Below are 16,766 nucleotides of genomic sequence, written 5' to 3'. Positions count from 1 at the left end.
CTTTTTATTTACTAGATTATTTTTCTGTTGTAGCTTTATTTTACTACAATTTTATTGTTTAGTAAATGTAGTCATAATTTAGGATTTGCTCCTGAACTTTGTATTTAAACTAATACACTTTATATATGGATCATACTAAAACTTAATTTTAGTATGATCTTATTAAAATTAGCAATTTCTTTGTTATATGCTTACATTTGATTCGCTATCAATTGGTGTTGATTTTTTTCTATGAATTTTTTTTGCAAATCTTTTTTTCAATCCATCAAGTATTGTATAAACTATTGGAACTACGAATAATGTTAATATTGTTGAAGTGATTAATCCTCCAATTACCGCTTGTGCCATCGGCTTACGCATTTCAGTACCTGCTCCTGTAGCTAATGCTGTAGGAATCATACCAAATATCATTGCTAAAGTAGTCATGATTATAGGACGTAATCTTACAAGACCAGCTTCTACTAAAGCCTCATTTCTTGGCATTCCCTTTTTAATTCTTTCCTTTGCAGCATCAATAAGCAATATACCATTTTTAGCAACCAGTCCCATAAGCATTACAATACCTATTGCTGCCATCATGCTTAATTGACTTCCACCAACATATAATCCTATTATTGCTCCAATCAATGCTAGTGGTAGAGCGAACATTATAGCTATAGGGTCAACAAAACTTTCAAATTGGGCTGCCATAACTAAATATAATAAAAGAACTGATAAAACTGAATTTTGCACCAAACTAATCATACTCTTCTGCATAGTTCCATTCATTCCTCCAACAGACAAAGAAACTCCCGCCGGCAATTCACTTTTTATCTTAGCTAAATACTTATTTTGTAAAGTTCCAGTAGATAAACCTCTTACATTACAAGAAAGTTCGACTTGTGCCTGCTTATTGTACCTATGTAATGTTGAAGAAGTTGTTCCAACAACTTTTTTAGTTACTTCAGTTAGCGGAACAAGCTTATTGTTTGAACCTGAAACGTAAATTCCATCAAGATTACTAAGATTTTTACGCTGCTCATCTTGAAGCAAAACTTTAACATCATATCTATCTTTTCCACCATCATACTTAGTTACAGTTGAACCATTAAATAATGTAGCCAAGGTACTAGCTACGTCTGAACTGTTAACACCTAAATCAGCAGCCTTATCACGATCAACAGTCATTTTTACCTCTGGTGTACCTGAATTGGTATTAACACCAACATTAGTAGCATCTGGATCTTTAGCCATCTCTGCTTTCATCTTTTCTGCAAAAGCTTGAACTTTTGCTCTATCATCACCAACAAGATTAATGGCTACATCTTTTGAGGATCCGCCACCACCTCCCATAGATGCAGCTGATGCTGTAATATCCATTCCAGGCAGTATCTTTAGATCTGTTCCAAGTTTTTGCGCCATATCTCTGGAGCTAATCTTACGTTGTTTCTTATCTACCAATGTAATATTAACTGTTGCTTTACTATTAGTGACTGTTGAATATACATATTCAACTTCTGGATTTTTCTTAACAATCTCTTCAATCTGTTTAGTCTCCTTACTTGCAGTATCTAATGTTATTCCTGAATCAAAATTAGCATTAACTGTTATTTGTCCTTTATCAGTTATAGGTATCATTACGAAACCTAATGATGGAATAAGCGAAAGACTCGCTACAAACATAACTGCGCAAACAGCCAAGACTGTTATCCTCTTATGAAGAAGAAAAGCTAATAAATGTGAATATTTCTCGGCAAAAAGATCGAATTTATAATTAAACCACCCAAAAAACTTACCAATAAATGTTTTACTTTCTTTTCTTTCTGATCTAAGCATTCTAGATGACATCATTGGCACAAGGGTAAAGGATACAAACAATGAAACTGCCATACTAAAAACAATTGTAAGTGCAAACTCAATGAAGAACTTTCCAATTATTCCAGCTATCATTGCCATAGGCAAGAATACTGCAATAACAGCTAAAGTTGTTGCTATTACTGCAAATCCAATTTCTGAGGTAGCATCCTTAGCAGCATCAATTGGATGTTTTCCCATATGGAGATGCCTTACAATGTTTTCTATAACAACTATAGCATCATCAATTAAAAGTCCTACTGCCAGCGACAATGCCATTAAAGACATAGTATTTAATGTAAAGTCCATCTCTTTCATACAAATAAAAGTAGTTATTATAGATATCGGAAGAGATGATGCACTTATAAGGGTACTTTCCCATTCATTTAAGAATAAAAATACAATAACAACTGCTAATATACATCCTTCTATAATAGTATTCATAACATCATCTACTGTATCTTTTATTGATGTTGAATTATCAGTAACAATATCAGCATGCATACCTTCTGGTAATGAAGTTTTAACTTGTTCTAATGCTGCTTTAGCTTCTTTTGCAACTTCTACTGTATTAGCACCAGATTGCTTAACGATATCAATACCAATTGACGGATTACCTTGATAGTAAGCTTGGCTTGTTTTTTCAACAATCCCATCTTCAACTGTTGCAATATCTTTTACTCTAATCTCTGTTCCGTTTTTGTTGGACACCAAGATATTCTTAAAATCTTCCACTTTTTGTATTTTACTATTTGTTGTAATAGATATCTGGTTATCTCCATCAATAACTTTACCAGTTGACTGATCAATGTTATCACTCTTAATACTATTTATTACAGCACCTGATGTAAGGCCATATTGTAATAATTTATTATTATCTAACTTTATATGAATTTCTCTTGTATCCTCACCAGATACATTTACGGCTCCAACACCCGATACCGCATATAACTTTGGCTTTAGAGTATTATCTACAAAGTCTGTCATTTTTTGATTATCAGTTGAACCATAAACAGCTATGGATATAATTGATGTTGCCGACATATCAAACTTAGAAATTATCGGATCATCAGCATCAGTTGGTAATTTACCTCTAACACTTGAAATCTTATCTCTAACTTCTTGTGCTGCAACTTCACCATTTTTACTTAAATCGAACTCTATAACAGTTTGTGACATCCCTGAACTTACACTTGAAGTTATATTTTGAACTCCAGAAATTTGCTGTACTGCATCTTCTATCTGTTTTGTTACTTTACTTTCTATATTTTCTGGTGTAGCTCCATTTTCTGTTACTACAACGGAAACATAAGGCATATCAGCATTTGGCATATCATTAAGTGTCAATCCCTTATAGCATACAAAGCCTAAAATAGTAAGGACAATCATTATAACTGATATAAATACAGGTCTTTTAATACTAATATTTGCTATATTCATTTATTATCCCTCCTACTTATTTGTTGTATCATCTGCACCGCCATCTTGTTCAGAAGCTGTGTTATCTGAAGAACTATCATCCTTTATAATTGCATCTACTTCACTACCCTCTTGAAGCGTACTTATATTAGTACATATTACCTGATCCCCTTCTTTAATACCATCTGTTACTTCAACGTTATTTTCATTAGTTTCACCAATTGTAATTTTTTGCTTTTTAGCTGTTCCATTATCATTTAAGAAAACAGAATAATCTCCTTCGTTACCAGCTAAAGCACTAATCGGAACAGTTATAACTTGTGCTTTTTCCTCGCTAATAAGCTGTACCTTTCCAAAAATACCAGGTAACAGTGACTTATCGCCATTATCTATTTTTACTTTACAATTGAATACTCTAGTTGTAGCATCCGCTGCAGAGTCCATAGCTTCAATAGTGCCATCATATGTTTTATCATTTCCATCTACGGTAATTGTTGCAGCTTGACCTATTTTTACTCCAGTTATTTTCTCTTGTGGCACTTGTATTGTTGCATATACAGACGATATATCATTAACTTTTGCAAGGGCCGCTCCCTGAGATGCCATCTGTCCTACATTTAAGGTTTTATCGCTTATAACTCCGCTTATAGGTGCTTTAATCACTGTGTTGGCCAAATCATTTTGAGCCTTCTGTAAATTTACTTTTTGTGCTTCTAAACTTGCTTTTGAACTTTCAATGCTTGCTTTTGCTGATTCAATACTTGCTAATCCTGAACTATAATCAGCTTTAGAAGTGTTTAGAGCTTTTTCAGCTGATTCAAGATCTGTTTTTGATATAGCGCCTCCATCAAAAAGAGTCTTTTGTCTATCATAATTACGCTGTGCATCGTCCATAAGAATTTGCAATTTCTGTAGCGTTACTTGCGATGAATTTAGTTGTTGCTGCGTTGAATTGACTTGCTGCTCACTAACTTCTACCTGAGCTTGTGCAGTTTTTATATTATTTTGTATATCTTGGTCATCAAGCGTAGCTATAGTATCCCCAGCATTTACATATTGTCCATTCTCAACCGACACAGCAACAACCTTTGCTGCTATCTTACTAGTTACTATTCCTTGCTGATAAGCTTCTAGTGTTGCTTTATATGAATCCCCTAAACTTTTTTCTTGTGCTTTGGCAATCTGTACTTCAACAGTAGTTTTACTAGCAGCAACGGCAGTGGTTGCTTCTTTTTTAGCTGTGAATAACTTAGTTTTAGCTACTGCAGCACAGCCTATTACAGCTATAACAATTACAGCATATATAACTATTTTTTTTACATTTTTCATGTTTCACACTCCTAATCTGTAAACATATAGTTTATTTTGTTAATTTATATATTATAAATTTAATTTTTCTTTGCACCAATTCCATCCATAATGAAATTTATAAGCTTTTCATTTTCCTCTCTTCTTTGTTCTACTGAATAATAATTTTCATGACAAGTCCGATGACAATGTAATGCCACCATTCCTCCTATAACATTTGTAGCAAAATCAATATCTATACCTGTATGCCTTACCTCCCCCTCTTCGATTCCTTGCTTTAAAATATTGTATGTAATATTTCTCCCATTTCTTTTTATATCTTTTATAAAATCTTCAAGATCACGTTTTGCTTCAGGATTTAATTCTGAAATCTCATTTGCTATATAATAACTTATCCTTCCAGCCCTTTCTATAACAGCATGCTCAGTTAATTCTATAAGCTTTCCTAGCTTTTTAAGAAATGATTCTTCTTGTGATATCTTCTGGTTTGCATTCATAGTGAAATTTCTATGGTCGTACTTTAAAGCTTGTACAAATAAATCATCTTTACTTCTAAAGTATTCATATATTGTACCCTTACCTATCTGTGCCTTGTCCGCAATATCCTGCATATTAGTTCCCGAAAAACCTTTTTTGAAAAATATGTCTATTGCAGCGGCAAGAATTTCATTTTCCTTATTTTTCAATCTTGCCAAAAAAACCACCTCACTTATAAAAATACTGTATTACAATAAATTACTGACTCATTATATTCACATTTTATTTAAATGACCGACCAGACAGTCAATGATTCACATGCAAATAAATCATTGAAATATTTTATATGTACATGAAAATAATACCATACTTTTAATTTTTATACTTTGTTTGTAACCTAAAAAATATCTTAATTTTTATGAGTTACAAAACATATCTGCCTAAAATTGTTTGGATTATTATTTATCTATAGCTATCATTTGCTACTTATGTTATTTTAATATGGAGTGTATCATAGAATTGTTAACTGAATTTAAACTTTTCTATTTATTTGAAATTTAATTATTATAGTAAATATTTTATCTATAATTAAATACTTGAATTTATATATAGATATGATACTTTTAAACATAGATAAAAAAGTAGTATAATTAGTGCATAAAATGGAGGTATATAAATGTTTCATATTTTGATTGTAGAAGATGATAAAGAATTAAGAGAATTATTTTCAACTGTTTTACTTAAAAATGGCTATAAGACTACTGGTGCGAAAGATGGAATTGAAGCACTTAATGTTTTGGATAAAGAATATATCGATTTAATTATTTCTGATATCATGATGCCAAATATGGATGGTTTTGAACTAATAAAATCTATTCGTGATGCTCAATTTAATCTGCCTATATTAATGATTACAGCTAAGGAAAGATTTCAGGATAAACAACGTGGTTTTCTTCTTGGAATTGATGACTACATGGTTAAACCAATTGATGTTAATGAGATGGTGTTAAGAGTAGGTGCATTACTTAGAAGGGCTCAGATTATTAGTGAAAGAAAGCAAAGTGTTGGTGATACCATGCTTGAATATGATTCCTTGTCAGTATATCAAAATGGTGAGGCAACAGTCCTTCCACAAAAGGAATTTTATATTTTATATAAGCTTATTTCTTACCCTAATCGTATATTCACAAGACAAGAACTTATGGATGAATTTTGGGGGCTTGATTCTGAAACTGATATAAGAACAGTAGATGTACATATTAACCGTTTGCGTGATCGCTTTAAAAATAACATAGATTTTGATATTTTGACTGTAAGGGGACTCGGATATAAGGTGGTAAAAAATTATGAATGATAAACCAAATTTAAAATTAGGACTAGTCTTTTCATTTATTATTTTTTCAATAATGTTTGTATCATCAGTACTTACTGCAATTTTAGCTATATTCTTTCATCCAAATTTCTCTTCGGAAGCTAATAAGTTTCTTTGGCCAATTATCGATCTATCTATAATTAGTATAATAGTTGGGACAACCATATCAGCTATAATAGGTAAAAAAATATTAGCTCCACTAGTAAAATTTAGTGAAGCAATTATGGAAGTCGGAAAAGGTAATTTTAATATCAAATTAGATGAAGATAAGTATTACTACGTTGAAGAGCTAAAAAAAATGTCTCAAAACTTTAATATTATGGTAGACGAACTAAATAACATAGAGACCTTTCGAAGTGACTTTATTGCTAATGTATCTCATGAATTTAAGACTCCTCTTGCCTCTATTGAAGGTTACACAACTTTGCTACAGGATAACAATCTAAGTAAAGAAGAAAAGTCTAAATATACAGATAAAATACTAAATAATACAAAAAGGCTATCAAGCTTAGTTGGCAGCATATTACAGATCTCAAGATTAGAGAATCAAGATATAATAGCAGAAAGAAGCAGATTCAAATTAGATGAACAACTAAGGCAAACTCTATTACTTTTAGAATCCAAATGGTCCAACAAAAATATTGACTTAGATATAGATTTAGACTCAATTACTTTTCATGGAAATGAAGAACTGTTGATGCAAGTATGGATAAACATACTTAGTAATGCAATAAAATTCACACCTGAAGATGGTACTATTAGATGCACTTTAAAGAAAGATAAAAACTGGATTACAACAAGCATTTCAGATAACGGCATAGGTATGAACGAAGATACCCAAAAGCATATCTTTGATAAGTTTTACCAAGGCGATAAATCACATTCTTCTGAAGGCAACGGTTTGGGATTAGCCCTAGTAAAAAGAATTATTGACTTATGTGGTGGAAAAATAGAGGTATATAGTGAATGTAAAAAAGGATCTACTTTTGTAATCAAGTTACCATGTTAATTCTTAATTTCTATAAACACAAAAAGGCTATCTTAATGAATAGATAGCCTTAAATTATATCTGCTTAGTTTTAAAAAAAATCCCATTTAGTTTTATAAAGTTAGTCTAATTTTGCTTGACGATTTCTATTTTTCAACTTTTATCGGTATCATAAAAAGCATTACATACAATTAATACTATGCAAACTAAAATAACTACCGCCAACATACTTATCCCCTTCTAACTAAATATATAATCCTTTATATTATTATATATTAATTATGTATATCTTGTGCTTGTAATCGTTTGTTGTTGTAAGTTAAATTTATAGACCTTGTTGTAGTATAATTATTTCACAATCACTCATTTATTTGTCAAGCAATATACTCTTAATAACTGCAGTGGATTCCCTAGCATATGTTGAAGGTACAAAATACCAAGGCATAGTGCTTGAATAATTATCAAAATTTTTATACCCATTCTTCTTTGCTAAAACACTACTTCTAAAAGCATGAAAGTCTGTTGTTACTATTTTTACTTTTATATCACTTATTGGTTTGTTACTAAATTCTTCAATCTTTTCTTTAGAATATTTTAGATTTTCATTAGTATCTCTTGATTTATCCTCTAATATTATTTTGTTTTTTTCTATCCCTTTAGCCTGTAAATATTCACTCATGGCCTGTGCCTCTGATATACTTTCATCTGTGCCTTGTCCTCCAGATAAAACGATATATTGGGCTAAATTTTCTTTCATACATTTTATAGCAATATCAAGTCTTTCCCGAAGTATTAAATTAGGAACTACTCCATGATCAAGTCCTGCGCCAAGTACAATAATATAATCGTCGCTATTTCGATTATACTTTGGATAGTTAATTATTAAAGCTTCTATTATTATAAAAGAAATAAATATTATGCAAGATGATATCTTGACATATCTAAAAATTTTACAGAAAACTATGTTCTCTTTTATTCTCTTCTTAGAAAAGTAATATGCTAAAATTATGATTCCTAAAATTATACTTGGGAAACCAAACGCAATCCATAATTCCGATAGCACATATCTAATTTTCATCAAACTCATCTCCTCCAGATTAATTATCTATACATAATTTAGTTAATCTTAAGCTTCTTATAAATATTATATCTGTAACTGAGAAAGATGAAATACGCTTATATAAATCTTATAAAATATATAATAATATCGTAATATCGTTGTCATATATATCAATAATTTCATATTTATAAATTATTTTCCTAACCATATTTATAATTACTTTATGATGAAAAATATTCATATACTTTTTATTGGTAGTTTATAGAGGTAATAAATTCATGAAAAAATAGCCTTAGATTCTACTAAAGCTATTCATTGATGAATTTTATAAATTTTTCCTTTTTCATAAAAATTGACGCATATATACTTGAAGCTGCAAAAAATATATTGATTATTGGCACAATACTAATAATAAGTATGGTTATCAGTAGACCTCTTTTTTCCTTGTTACCAAAAATATTAATATTATTCTTGTTTAAAACAAGCCTAAATAATAGTAATATTAAGGATAAACAACTTAACTTTATTGATATAGTATATAAATATAACATATTATTCAACTCCTTTGAGTATATGTTTAATTGCCTTCTTTTACATTTTATACCATATTGTAAGGTAATTCCATATGAATTTTCTGCCATCTATCTCATTTTATTTTCATTATTTTTCATAATCTCATCTATGCTTCTAATTTCTTTTATTCTCTTTTGTTTTCCATAGACTTCATTTGAATATAAATTCATACATAAAAAAAGCTAGTAGAACATAAATCATTAGCTATGTTCTACTAACTTTCATTTTAGGATCTATGGTAATTAATGAACCGAGTTACGACATTAAATATCTATTTCTAGAGACTTTGTTCATAACCCTCTATCATTCTCTTAACCATTTCTCCGCCAACACTACCATTTTGTCTTGAAGAAAGGTTCCCTTTATCAATGTTTTCATAGTTATTTAACCCAATTTCTGAAGCTACCTCAGTTTTTAATCTGTTTAAACCTGTTTTTGCCTCTGGAACTAAAGTTTTATTTCTTGAAGCCATCTTAATCTACCTCCCTTAATCTATGATTTTGTTTGGCATTAATATATTAACCACTCTCATAAATTTTAATCTATGCAAATACTTGTAAAAAAAGTGTTAAAATCCTCCTTTCCATTAATTTTTCACAAGTTCCATTCATTTAAATTCAATAATTTATTAAGTATATTTTACTATAAATTTATAAAACTAATACTGATATGGAGGTGTTAAATTATGAGCAGAAGGCCTTTAGTTCCGGAAGCTAGAGAAAAACTAGATAAGCTAAAAATAGAATTTGGAAATGAACTTGACATAGAACTTAATGATAATTATAAATGAAATAAGTCATCAAAATTAAACGGACTTGTAGGTGGACCAATTGGAGGATTGATGACCCAAAAAATGATAGAGGAATATGAAAAAAATTTAATTGACAAATAATTTTCTTTTCCAAAAAATAAATGACTAGTTACTAAAATTATGTAACTAGTCAAAATATAATATTTATATTCTTTTTCATTTAAGTTTGTATTACTACTTATATAAATTCCTCAATTCTTCTATTTGAGTTTATATTTTAATTCAACATTAAATATATATTAAAATTAACTTAACAACCATAAAAATATAAATTTTATGCATTATCAGTATAGAAAATTATTCAGTAACTACTACATCAAATGAAGTCTTGGTTCCATTAACATTTATTGTAATAGTAGTTTTTCCTGCTTTGTATGCAATAACTGTTGGATGAATCTCTTTAAAAAATCCATCCTCCAAACTTAAATTTATTCCTGAAACGGCAACACTATCATCTTCACTCTTAGACAATGCTATTAAATTAGGAAATGATGAACTTTTATCATCTACACTACTTACTTTTATCATTCCTAAATCTATAGCTTGATTAGTTCTACAATATAAAGTGTTTCCATTAATAGTTGCCTTTGGTTTGGTATTGTCTAATTTGTAACCTGTTCCATCTTCAATTCTTACTCCATCCTTTTCTGGGTCATCTGAATTGACATCAGTTATAGTAAACATATTATTATCATCTAATTTAACTTCATAATTCTCTGTAGTTGATTTAGTAGTCAGTGCATATTCTGGACATAAATTATAATTTTTGTCACTAAGACATTCTATAACTTTGCCATCATCTCCTAAGCTATATTTTCTGCCACTTTCTGACGTATATTCGCCTTTTTGCAACACACCATTTTCATCAAAAATATATATATTACCATCTATATTCCATACACCTTTTAAATAATAGCTATCTTGAATTTTAAAATACGTATTTCCGTTTTCATCAAACAAGCTAAAATCTGGGGTTGTACTCATTTTTTCCTCTGAAGGAGGTCTGCTAATGTTCATATTAACATTTTTATTAGGAAGAGCATTATTTATCCATTTCCCATTATTATCAAGCTCATAATCCTTACCTTTAATTGATGTTTTACCAGATGCCATAGCGCCGTTATCCTGTAAATAATACCACCAAACCTTATCTAAAATCCATCCAGTCTTCATATAACCATCATTACCAAAATAGTACCATGATCCATTTATTTGTTTCCAGCCAGTACTATAAGATTTTCCTTCCTCATACCACCAACCAGTATTATTATGCTTCCATTCTGCTGAAACTTCTTTTGGTATTGCAGAAACTACCGCTGCTACAATAAGTAAACTGTAAATTATTTTTTTAGTCATCTATTTCCCCCTCATTCCCAAATCTTATAGTGTATATAGTTTCTCCATTTGTTTTATACAAAACATTCTTCATTTTGTTTATTATCTATAATATATTACCCTTCATCAGAGATTATTTTTTATATAACCAATTTTGTGCAATTAATAGCTTATATGAAAATTATACCACAACTTAAATATCTTAATCCCATATTTCTAACTTAATTAGTTCAAAACATGTAAATTGGAATCTTAATACAACAATTTAAGTAATAATTAAATAATGATTTCATTCACTGATTCAAATCATATTCGTTCTAATATAATAAAAGTAAGAGGATCCTAATAATATCAAGGAGGAAAATATATTATGGATACTTCTAAATTTTCAATTGCTGAGAATATAGAACTAGATATAAATACCTTAAAAAATACTGTAAATTTCGATGAATTTGTAAAAACGCTTCAGAAAAATTTAATCCCCACCGACGAATTTGAGGGATTTAAAATTCGTCCTGGATTTTATCTAGAAAATGGTGCTGTAGTTATACCTGGGGGTGTTAACTTCACTATCCACTCTCAGAACGCAACATCATGTAAACTACTCTTATTTAAGACTGCTATGTGTGAACCTTATGCTGTCATTCCTTTTCCTGAATATTATCGAATAGGTAATGTATACTCTATGATAGTACTTGGATTAGATATTGAAGAATTCGAATATGCATATAGTGTTGACGGTCCATATATGCCTGAAAGAGGATTAGTTTTTGATAGTAGTAAATTTTTACTTGATCCCTACTCAAAAGCAATTGCTGGGCAAAGTGTATGGGGAACAAAAACACTATGTGCAAATCAATATAAATCAAGAGTTGTCTCTAATGATTTTGATTGGGGCAACAGTAAAAGGCCTTTAATTCCTATGAAAGATTTGATTATTTACGAGTTACATGTAAGGGGCTTTACTAAGCATCCATCGTCAGAAGTTAATTATCCTGGAACATTTGCCGGATTAGCCGAAAAGATTCCTTATTTTAAAGAGCTTGGAATCAATGCAGTAGAACTTATGCCAATTTTTGAATTTGATGAAATGCTTGATGCACGATATGTTAGAGGTAATTTGCTTTGTGATTATTGGGGTTATAATCCTGTGTGTTTCTTTGCTCCAAACACCAGTTACACTGCTGGAATTGAACGTAATAAAGAAGGTGATGAACTGAAGTCTTTGATAAAGAAATTTCATGAAGATGGAATAGAGGTTATTTTAGATGTTGTTTTTAACCATACTGCTGAAGGCAATGAATATGGCCCATATATATCTTTTAAGGGGTTTGATAATAATGTTTATTACATGCTTACACCAGATGGTAAATATTATAATTTTAGCGGATGTGGAAATACTTTAAATTGCAATCACCCAATTGTTCATAGAATGATTTTAGATTGCCTTCGTTACTGGGTTACAGAATATCGTGTTGACGGATTCAGATTTGATTTAGCTTCAATCCTCGGTAGAAACGAAGATGGATCACCAATGAATAATCCTCCACTATTGCAAAGCCTAGCATTTGATCCTATTCTTGCAAATACAAAATTGATAGCTGAAGCATGGGATGCAGGTGGATTATATCAAGTCGGCAGTTTTCCATCTTGGAAAAGATGGTGTGAATGGAATGGAAAATATAGAGATGATATTCGCAGGTTTCTAAAGGGTGATTCAGGGTTAGCTGCCACTGTTGCTGAAAGAATTACCGGATCTTATGACCTCTATAATCCAGATATAAGAGGAAAAAATGCTTCAGTAAACTTTATTACATGCCATGATGGATTCACTTTATATGACTTATATTCTTATAATGATAAACACAATGAAGAAAATGGTTGGAATAACACAGATGGTGAGAACAACAATAATAGTTGGAATTGTGGTACTGAAGGAGAAACTGACGATGAAAATATAATAAAGTTGCGAAGAAAGCTAATAAAAAATGCTTGTGCTGTTCTTCTTTCTAGCCAAGGAGCGCCAATGCTTTTATATGGAGATGAATTTGGAAATACACAGTTTGGAAATAACAATCCATATTGTCAGGATAATGAAATTTCATGGTTAAACTGGAGTCTTCTATATAAGAATCATGATTTATTTACTTTCTTTAAGAATATGATTAATTTTCGAAAACGGCATCCTGCTATTAAAGACAGAATTGAAGAATCACGATGTGGCTTACCTCCTGTTAGTAAACATGGTATAGAGCCTTGGTATTTAGATCCATCAGATAGTACTAGAACTGTTGGGATAATGTTTGCAGGATGGAATAAAAAAGAAAAAGAAGATGACATTGTGTACCTATGCATCAATGCACATTGGGAAACGCAATATATAAAATTACCTGAGCTCCCTATATATTTAGAATGGCGAATCGCTGTAAATACATCCATGCCTTCTGGAGAAGACATTAGCGATTCAATTGACCAGATGCTCCAAGTTGGAGAGACACTTGAAATAGAACCTAGATCTGTTATGATTCTTGTTGGTATAAGTAAAATATAAATTTATAGGATGATAAGAGCTTGATTCACTTTAAGCTCTTATTTTATTAATATTATTGTTTATTATCAAACCTTCTTCTATAATTTAATTAGTTATAGAAGATATTATCTTAATAGCAACAAAGGAGATGTAATAATGAAAAAATACGATCTATCAACTAATGAAATATCTGACAACTTACGATATTTAGAGTTGCTTTCTAAACAATATCCGACAATCAACGAAGCTTCTACTGAAATAATAAATCTGCAGGCAATTTTAAATTTGCCAAAAGGAACTGAACATTTTCTAACTGATATCCACGGAGAGTATGAGCCTTTTATTCATGTATTAAAAAACGCATCAGGGGTCATAAAAAGAAAAATTGAAGATCTTTTTGGTAATAGCTTGATGCAAAGTGAGAAAAAAAGTTTAGCAACCCTTATATATTATCCTGAGCAAAAACTAGAGATAGTATTGAAGCAAGAAGAAAACATAGATGATTGGTACAAAATAAATTTATACAGGTTAATTGAAATATGCAGATACGTTTCTTCTAAATATACACGTTCAAAAGTAAGAAAGGCTCTTCCAAAAGATTTTACTTACATAATAGAAGAGCTCTTACATGAACAGCCTAAAGGAATAGATAAATATGAATATTATGAACAAATTATTAGAACTATTATAGACACAGATAGATCAAAGGAATTTATAGTTGCTCTTTCTAAATTGATACAAAGACTTGTTATAGACAGACTTCATATTTTAGGGGATATATTCGATAGAGGTCCCGGTGCCGATATTATTATGGATACTTTAGTTGAATATCATTCTGTTGACATCCAATGGGGAAATCATGATATCTTATGGATGGGTGCTGCCTGTGGTTCAGACGTATGTATTGCTAATGTTATAAAAAATTCTCTAAAGTATGCTAACTTGGATACTTTAGAAAATGGATACGGAATTAACCTTCTCCCTCTAGCAACTTTTTCTATGGATTTTTATAAGGATCATCCCTGTAATATCTTCTTGCCTAAGATGGATTGTGATAAAAAATACAGCATTAATGAAATTAATTTAATAGCTCAAATGCACAAAGCTATAGCTATAATATTATTTAAACTCGAAGGTCAGGTGATTTTAAGGCATCCTGAATTTAATATGAATCATAGGCTTTTATTAAATAAAATTAATTATGCTGAAGGAACCATTAACTTAAACGGTAAAACGCATAAATTGAAAGATTCATTTTTTCCTACTATAGACCTTAAAAATCCATATGAACTTACTTATGATGAGAAAGAATTAATCGATAAGTTAAAAACCTCTTTTATTAATAGCGATAAGTATAATAAGCATGTTCGATTCCTATATTCAAATGGAAGTTTATATTTAAAATTTAATTCCAATTTACTATATCATGGATTCATACCATTAAATGAAGATGGAAGCTTTAAAAAAGTCAAAATAGCTGATAAAGAATATAAAGGTAAAGAACTTTTAGACAAATTGGATATGCTAGCAAGAGAGGCCTATTTTTCAAAAGACAAGGATGATTCTGATAATAAAGAAGATATAATGTGGTATTTGTGGTGTGGTGCTTCTTCGCCATTATTTGGTAAGGATAGAATGACAATATTTGAACAGTATTTTATTGAAGAAAAAGAAACTCATTATGAAAGAAAAGATCCCTATTTTAGCTTAAGAGATAATGAGGATATCTGCAAAAAAATACTAAATGAATTTGGGCTTAGTTCACCAGAATCTCATATAATAAATGGCCACATGCCCGTTGAAGAAAAAAATGGAGAAAGTCCTATAAAAGCAAATGGAACTCTACTAGTTATAGATGGAGGTTTTTCAAAAGCATATCAGCCCAAAACTGGACTAGCTGGATATACGTTAATATATAACTCTTTTGGGCTTCAGTTAGTATCTCATCAGCCATTTGAATCCACCGAAGCAGCCATAAAAGAAGAGACTGACATATTATCCACAACTCTCTTACTAGAGCAAGTTGTAAATAGGAAAAGAGTTGAAGATACTGATGTAGGTGTAACTCTCAAGCAGCAAATAGATGACTTAAAGATGCTTCTTAACGCTTACAGAAAAGGGCTAATAAAGCAGCAAAATAAAATTTAATTAAGCTAAATGAGAATAAATTACGTAAATAATTTATTCTCATTTTTTATAAGATCACACTATTTCAATAACAGTTCCTGAGTCTTTCATTCTTTTTTCTATATTCTCAGGCGGCTCTTTTGTAGTTATTAATAAATCTATTCTATCAAATGAAATAGCTTTAAACGTGCTGGAATTGAAGAACTTTTCACTATCAGCTATAACACATACAAAAGTACTTCTTTCTGCTACCTTTCTCTTTATATATGAATCCTCAAAATCAACTACATAAATTCCATCTTCACTAATTGCTGCAGCACCTAAAAATGCTATATCAAAATGTATATCTTCGATTTGATTTATTGTGCCACTGCCATATAAAAAACGATTTTTACGTTGCAATTTTCCACCTAATAAATGAACATCACATTTTTTTTCAGCAAGTATTTCCATGTTATCTAAAGAATGCGTATATATAGAGATATCATCCTCAACACACTGACATAACGCTTCAATGGTAGTAGACACATCAAAGAAACATACTTGATTTGTTGAAACATATTTAGCTGCATATTTACCCAATTTTATTTTTTCTTCTGAATTTATAGATAAGCGGCTCTTATAATCCTTAATTTCAGTTCTTATAGATGGCACTGCAATTCCTCCATGAGTTCGAATAGCAACTCCTTCTTCTACTAATCTAACAATGTCTCTTCTAGCAGTATCCCTTGATATATTAAATGTTTCCATTATTTCTTTATTAGATAACACGGTTTTTTCTCTAAGTATATTTAATATTTCATATAATCTTTCTTCTTGATACATAAAATGTCCTTTCACTTCTAACTATCTTTTAATTACATACTATAATAAATTATATTTTAAAATAGTCATTTGTCAATTTTTTCATGAATGTCAGCACTCATGAACTTT

At 30.3% G+C, this 16,766-nt stretch carries 11 protein-coding genes and 1 pseudogene; 5 read left to right on the top strand and 7 right to left on the bottom strand.

Annotated elements, in window-relative coordinates; translation table 11 throughout:
* Positions 1-183 precede the first annotated feature (183 nt).
* From L3B96_RS14140 to L3B96_RS14130, 3 genes are read right to left on the bottom strand one after another with little or no spacing between them, the layout of a single operon-like run.
* Positions 184-3,273 (bottom strand): efflux RND transporter permease subunit, encoded by a 3,090-nt coding sequence (locus L3B96_RS14140; RefSeq protein WP_012058690.1) that lies wholly within the window; start codon positions 3,271-3,273, stop codon positions 184-186.
* A 12-nt stretch (positions 3,274-3,285) separates the two neighbouring features.
* On the bottom strand, positions 3,286-4,581 hold the full coding sequence (locus L3B96_RS14135) for an efflux RND transporter periplasmic adaptor subunit (RefSeq protein WP_238861490.1): 1,296 nt from the start codon (positions 4,579-4,581) through the stop codon (positions 3,286-3,288).
* Between the two features lie 59 nt (positions 4,582-4,640).
* Positions 4,641-5,264 carry a TetR/AcrR family transcriptional regulator gene (locus L3B96_RS14130; RefSeq protein ID WP_236892240.1) on the bottom strand — a complete coding sequence of 208 codons (624 nt, stop codon included), beginning with the start codon at positions 5,262-5,264 and terminating at the stop codon, positions 4,641-4,643.
* A 449-nt stretch (positions 5,265-5,713) separates the two neighbouring features.
* On the opposite strand from L3B96_RS14130, the gene L3B96_RS14125 reads away from it, so the two are divergent.
* Together L3B96_RS14125 and L3B96_RS14120 are read left to right on the top strand one after the other, a co-directional pair.
* On the top strand, positions 5,714-6,391 hold the full coding sequence (locus L3B96_RS14125) for a response regulator transcription factor (RefSeq protein ID WP_012058687.1): 678 nt from the start codon (positions 5,714-5,716) through the stop codon (positions 6,389-6,391).
* Positions 6,384-7,418 carry a HAMP domain-containing sensor histidine kinase gene (locus tag L3B96_RS14120; protein ID WP_012058686.1) on the top strand — a complete coding sequence of 345 codons (1,035 nt, stop codon included), beginning with the start codon at positions 6,384-6,386 and terminating at the stop codon, positions 7,416-7,418. The genes L3B96_RS14125 and L3B96_RS14120 overlap by 8 nt, the downstream gene beginning before the upstream one ends.
* 346 nt (positions 7,419-7,764) lie before the next feature.
* On the opposite strand, the gene L3B96_RS14115 is transcribed toward L3B96_RS14120, so the two are convergent.
* Positions 7,765-8,475: a YdcF family protein gene (locus L3B96_RS14115; RefSeq protein ID WP_238861488.1), complete on the bottom strand. Its 711-nt coding sequence runs from the start codon at positions 8,473-8,475 to the stop codon at positions 7,765-7,767.
* Between the two features lie 832 nt (positions 8,476-9,307).
* Positions 9,308-9,502, bottom strand: a complete 195-nt coding sequence (locus L3B96_RS14110; protein ID WP_238861487.1) for an alpha/beta-type small acid-soluble spore protein — start codon at positions 9,500-9,502, stop codon at positions 9,308-9,310.
* Positions 9,503-9,715: 213 nt separating this feature from the next.
* On the opposite strand from L3B96_RS14110, the pseudogene L3B96_RS14105 reads away from it, so the two are divergent.
* Positions 9,716-9,922: pseudogene (locus tag L3B96_RS14105) on the top strand (alpha/beta-type small acid-soluble spore protein).
* A 216-nt stretch (positions 9,923-10,138) separates the two neighbouring features.
* Here L3B96_RS14105 and L3B96_RS14100 read toward each other — a convergent pair.
* Complete coding sequence (locus L3B96_RS14100; protein WP_238861486.1) at positions 10,139-11,197, bottom strand: cell wall-binding protein; 1,059 nt, start codon at positions 11,195-11,197, stop codon at positions 10,139-10,141.
* A gap of 349 nt (positions 11,198-11,546) precedes the next feature.
* On the opposite strand from L3B96_RS14100, the gene glgX reads away from it, so the two are divergent.
* Both glgX and L3B96_RS14090 read left to right on the top strand, forming a co-directional pair.
* Positions 11,547-13,727: a glycogen debranching protein GlgX gene (gene glgX, locus L3B96_RS14095; RefSeq protein WP_238861485.1), complete on the top strand. Its 2,181-nt coding sequence runs from the start codon at positions 11,547-11,549 to the stop codon at positions 13,725-13,727.
* Between the two features lie 135 nt (positions 13,728-13,862).
* Entirely contained in the window at positions 13,863-15,854 is a 1,992-nt protein-coding gene (locus L3B96_RS14090; protein ID WP_238861484.1) for a fructose-1,6-bisphosphatase, read from the top strand.
* A 54-nt stretch (positions 15,855-15,908) separates the two neighbouring features.
* Here the strand turns inward: L3B96_RS14090 and L3B96_RS14085 are convergent, their stop codons facing one another.
* Positions 15,909-16,658 (bottom strand): DeoR/GlpR family DNA-binding transcription regulator, encoded by a 750-nt coding sequence (locus L3B96_RS14085; RefSeq protein WP_077830245.1) that lies wholly within the window; start codon positions 16,656-16,658, stop codon positions 15,909-15,911.
* Positions 16,659-16,766 lie beyond the last annotated feature (108 nt).

This window comes from Clostridium sp. YIM B02569 (genome assembly GCF_022320765.1).
Lineage (GTDB): Bacteria > Bacillota > Clostridia > Clostridiales > Clostridiaceae > Clostridium > Clostridium beijerinckii.
The sequence above is the reverse complement of the archived record's forward strand: the minus strand, read 5'-3'. Positions and strand labels throughout refer to the sequence as shown.

Bases quoted from the DNA above. Each gene is read 5' to 3' on its own strand.
- glgX (WP_238861485.1), top strand. From the start codon at position 11,547: ATGGATACTTCTAAATTTTCAATTGCTGAGAATATAGAACTAGATATA.
- L3B96_RS14135 (WP_238861490.1), bottom strand. From the start codon at position 4,581: ATGAAAAATGTAAAAAAAATAGTTATATATGCTGTAATTGTTATAGCT.
- L3B96_RS14115 (WP_238861488.1), bottom strand. From the start codon at position 8,475: ATGAAAATTAGATATGTGCTATCGGAATTATGGATTGCGTTTGGTTTC.
- L3B96_RS14100 (WP_238861486.1), bottom strand. From the start codon at position 11,197: ATGACTAAAAAAATAATTTACAGTTTACTTATTGTAGCAGCGGTAGTT.
- L3B96_RS14120 (WP_012058686.1), top strand. From the start codon at position 6,384: ATGAATGATAAACCAAATTTAAAATTAGGACTAGTCTTTTCATTTATT.
- L3B96_RS14125 (WP_012058687.1), top strand. From the start codon at position 5,714: ATGTTTCATATTTTGATTGTAGAAGATGATAAAGAATTAAGAGAATTA.
- L3B96_RS14140 (WP_012058690.1), bottom strand. From the start codon at position 3,273: ATGAATATAGCAAATATTAGTATTAAAAGACCTGTATTTATATCAGTT.
- L3B96_RS14110 (WP_238861487.1), bottom strand. From the start codon at position 9,502: ATGGCTTCAAGAAATAAAACTTTAGTTCCAGAGGCAAAAACAGGTTTA.
- L3B96_RS14085 (WP_077830245.1), bottom strand. From the start codon at position 16,658: ATGTATCAAGAAGAAAGATTATATGAAATATTAAATATACTTAGAGAA.
- L3B96_RS14090 (WP_238861484.1), top strand. From the start codon at position 13,863: ATGAAAAAATACGATCTATCAACTAATGAAATATCTGACAACTTACGA.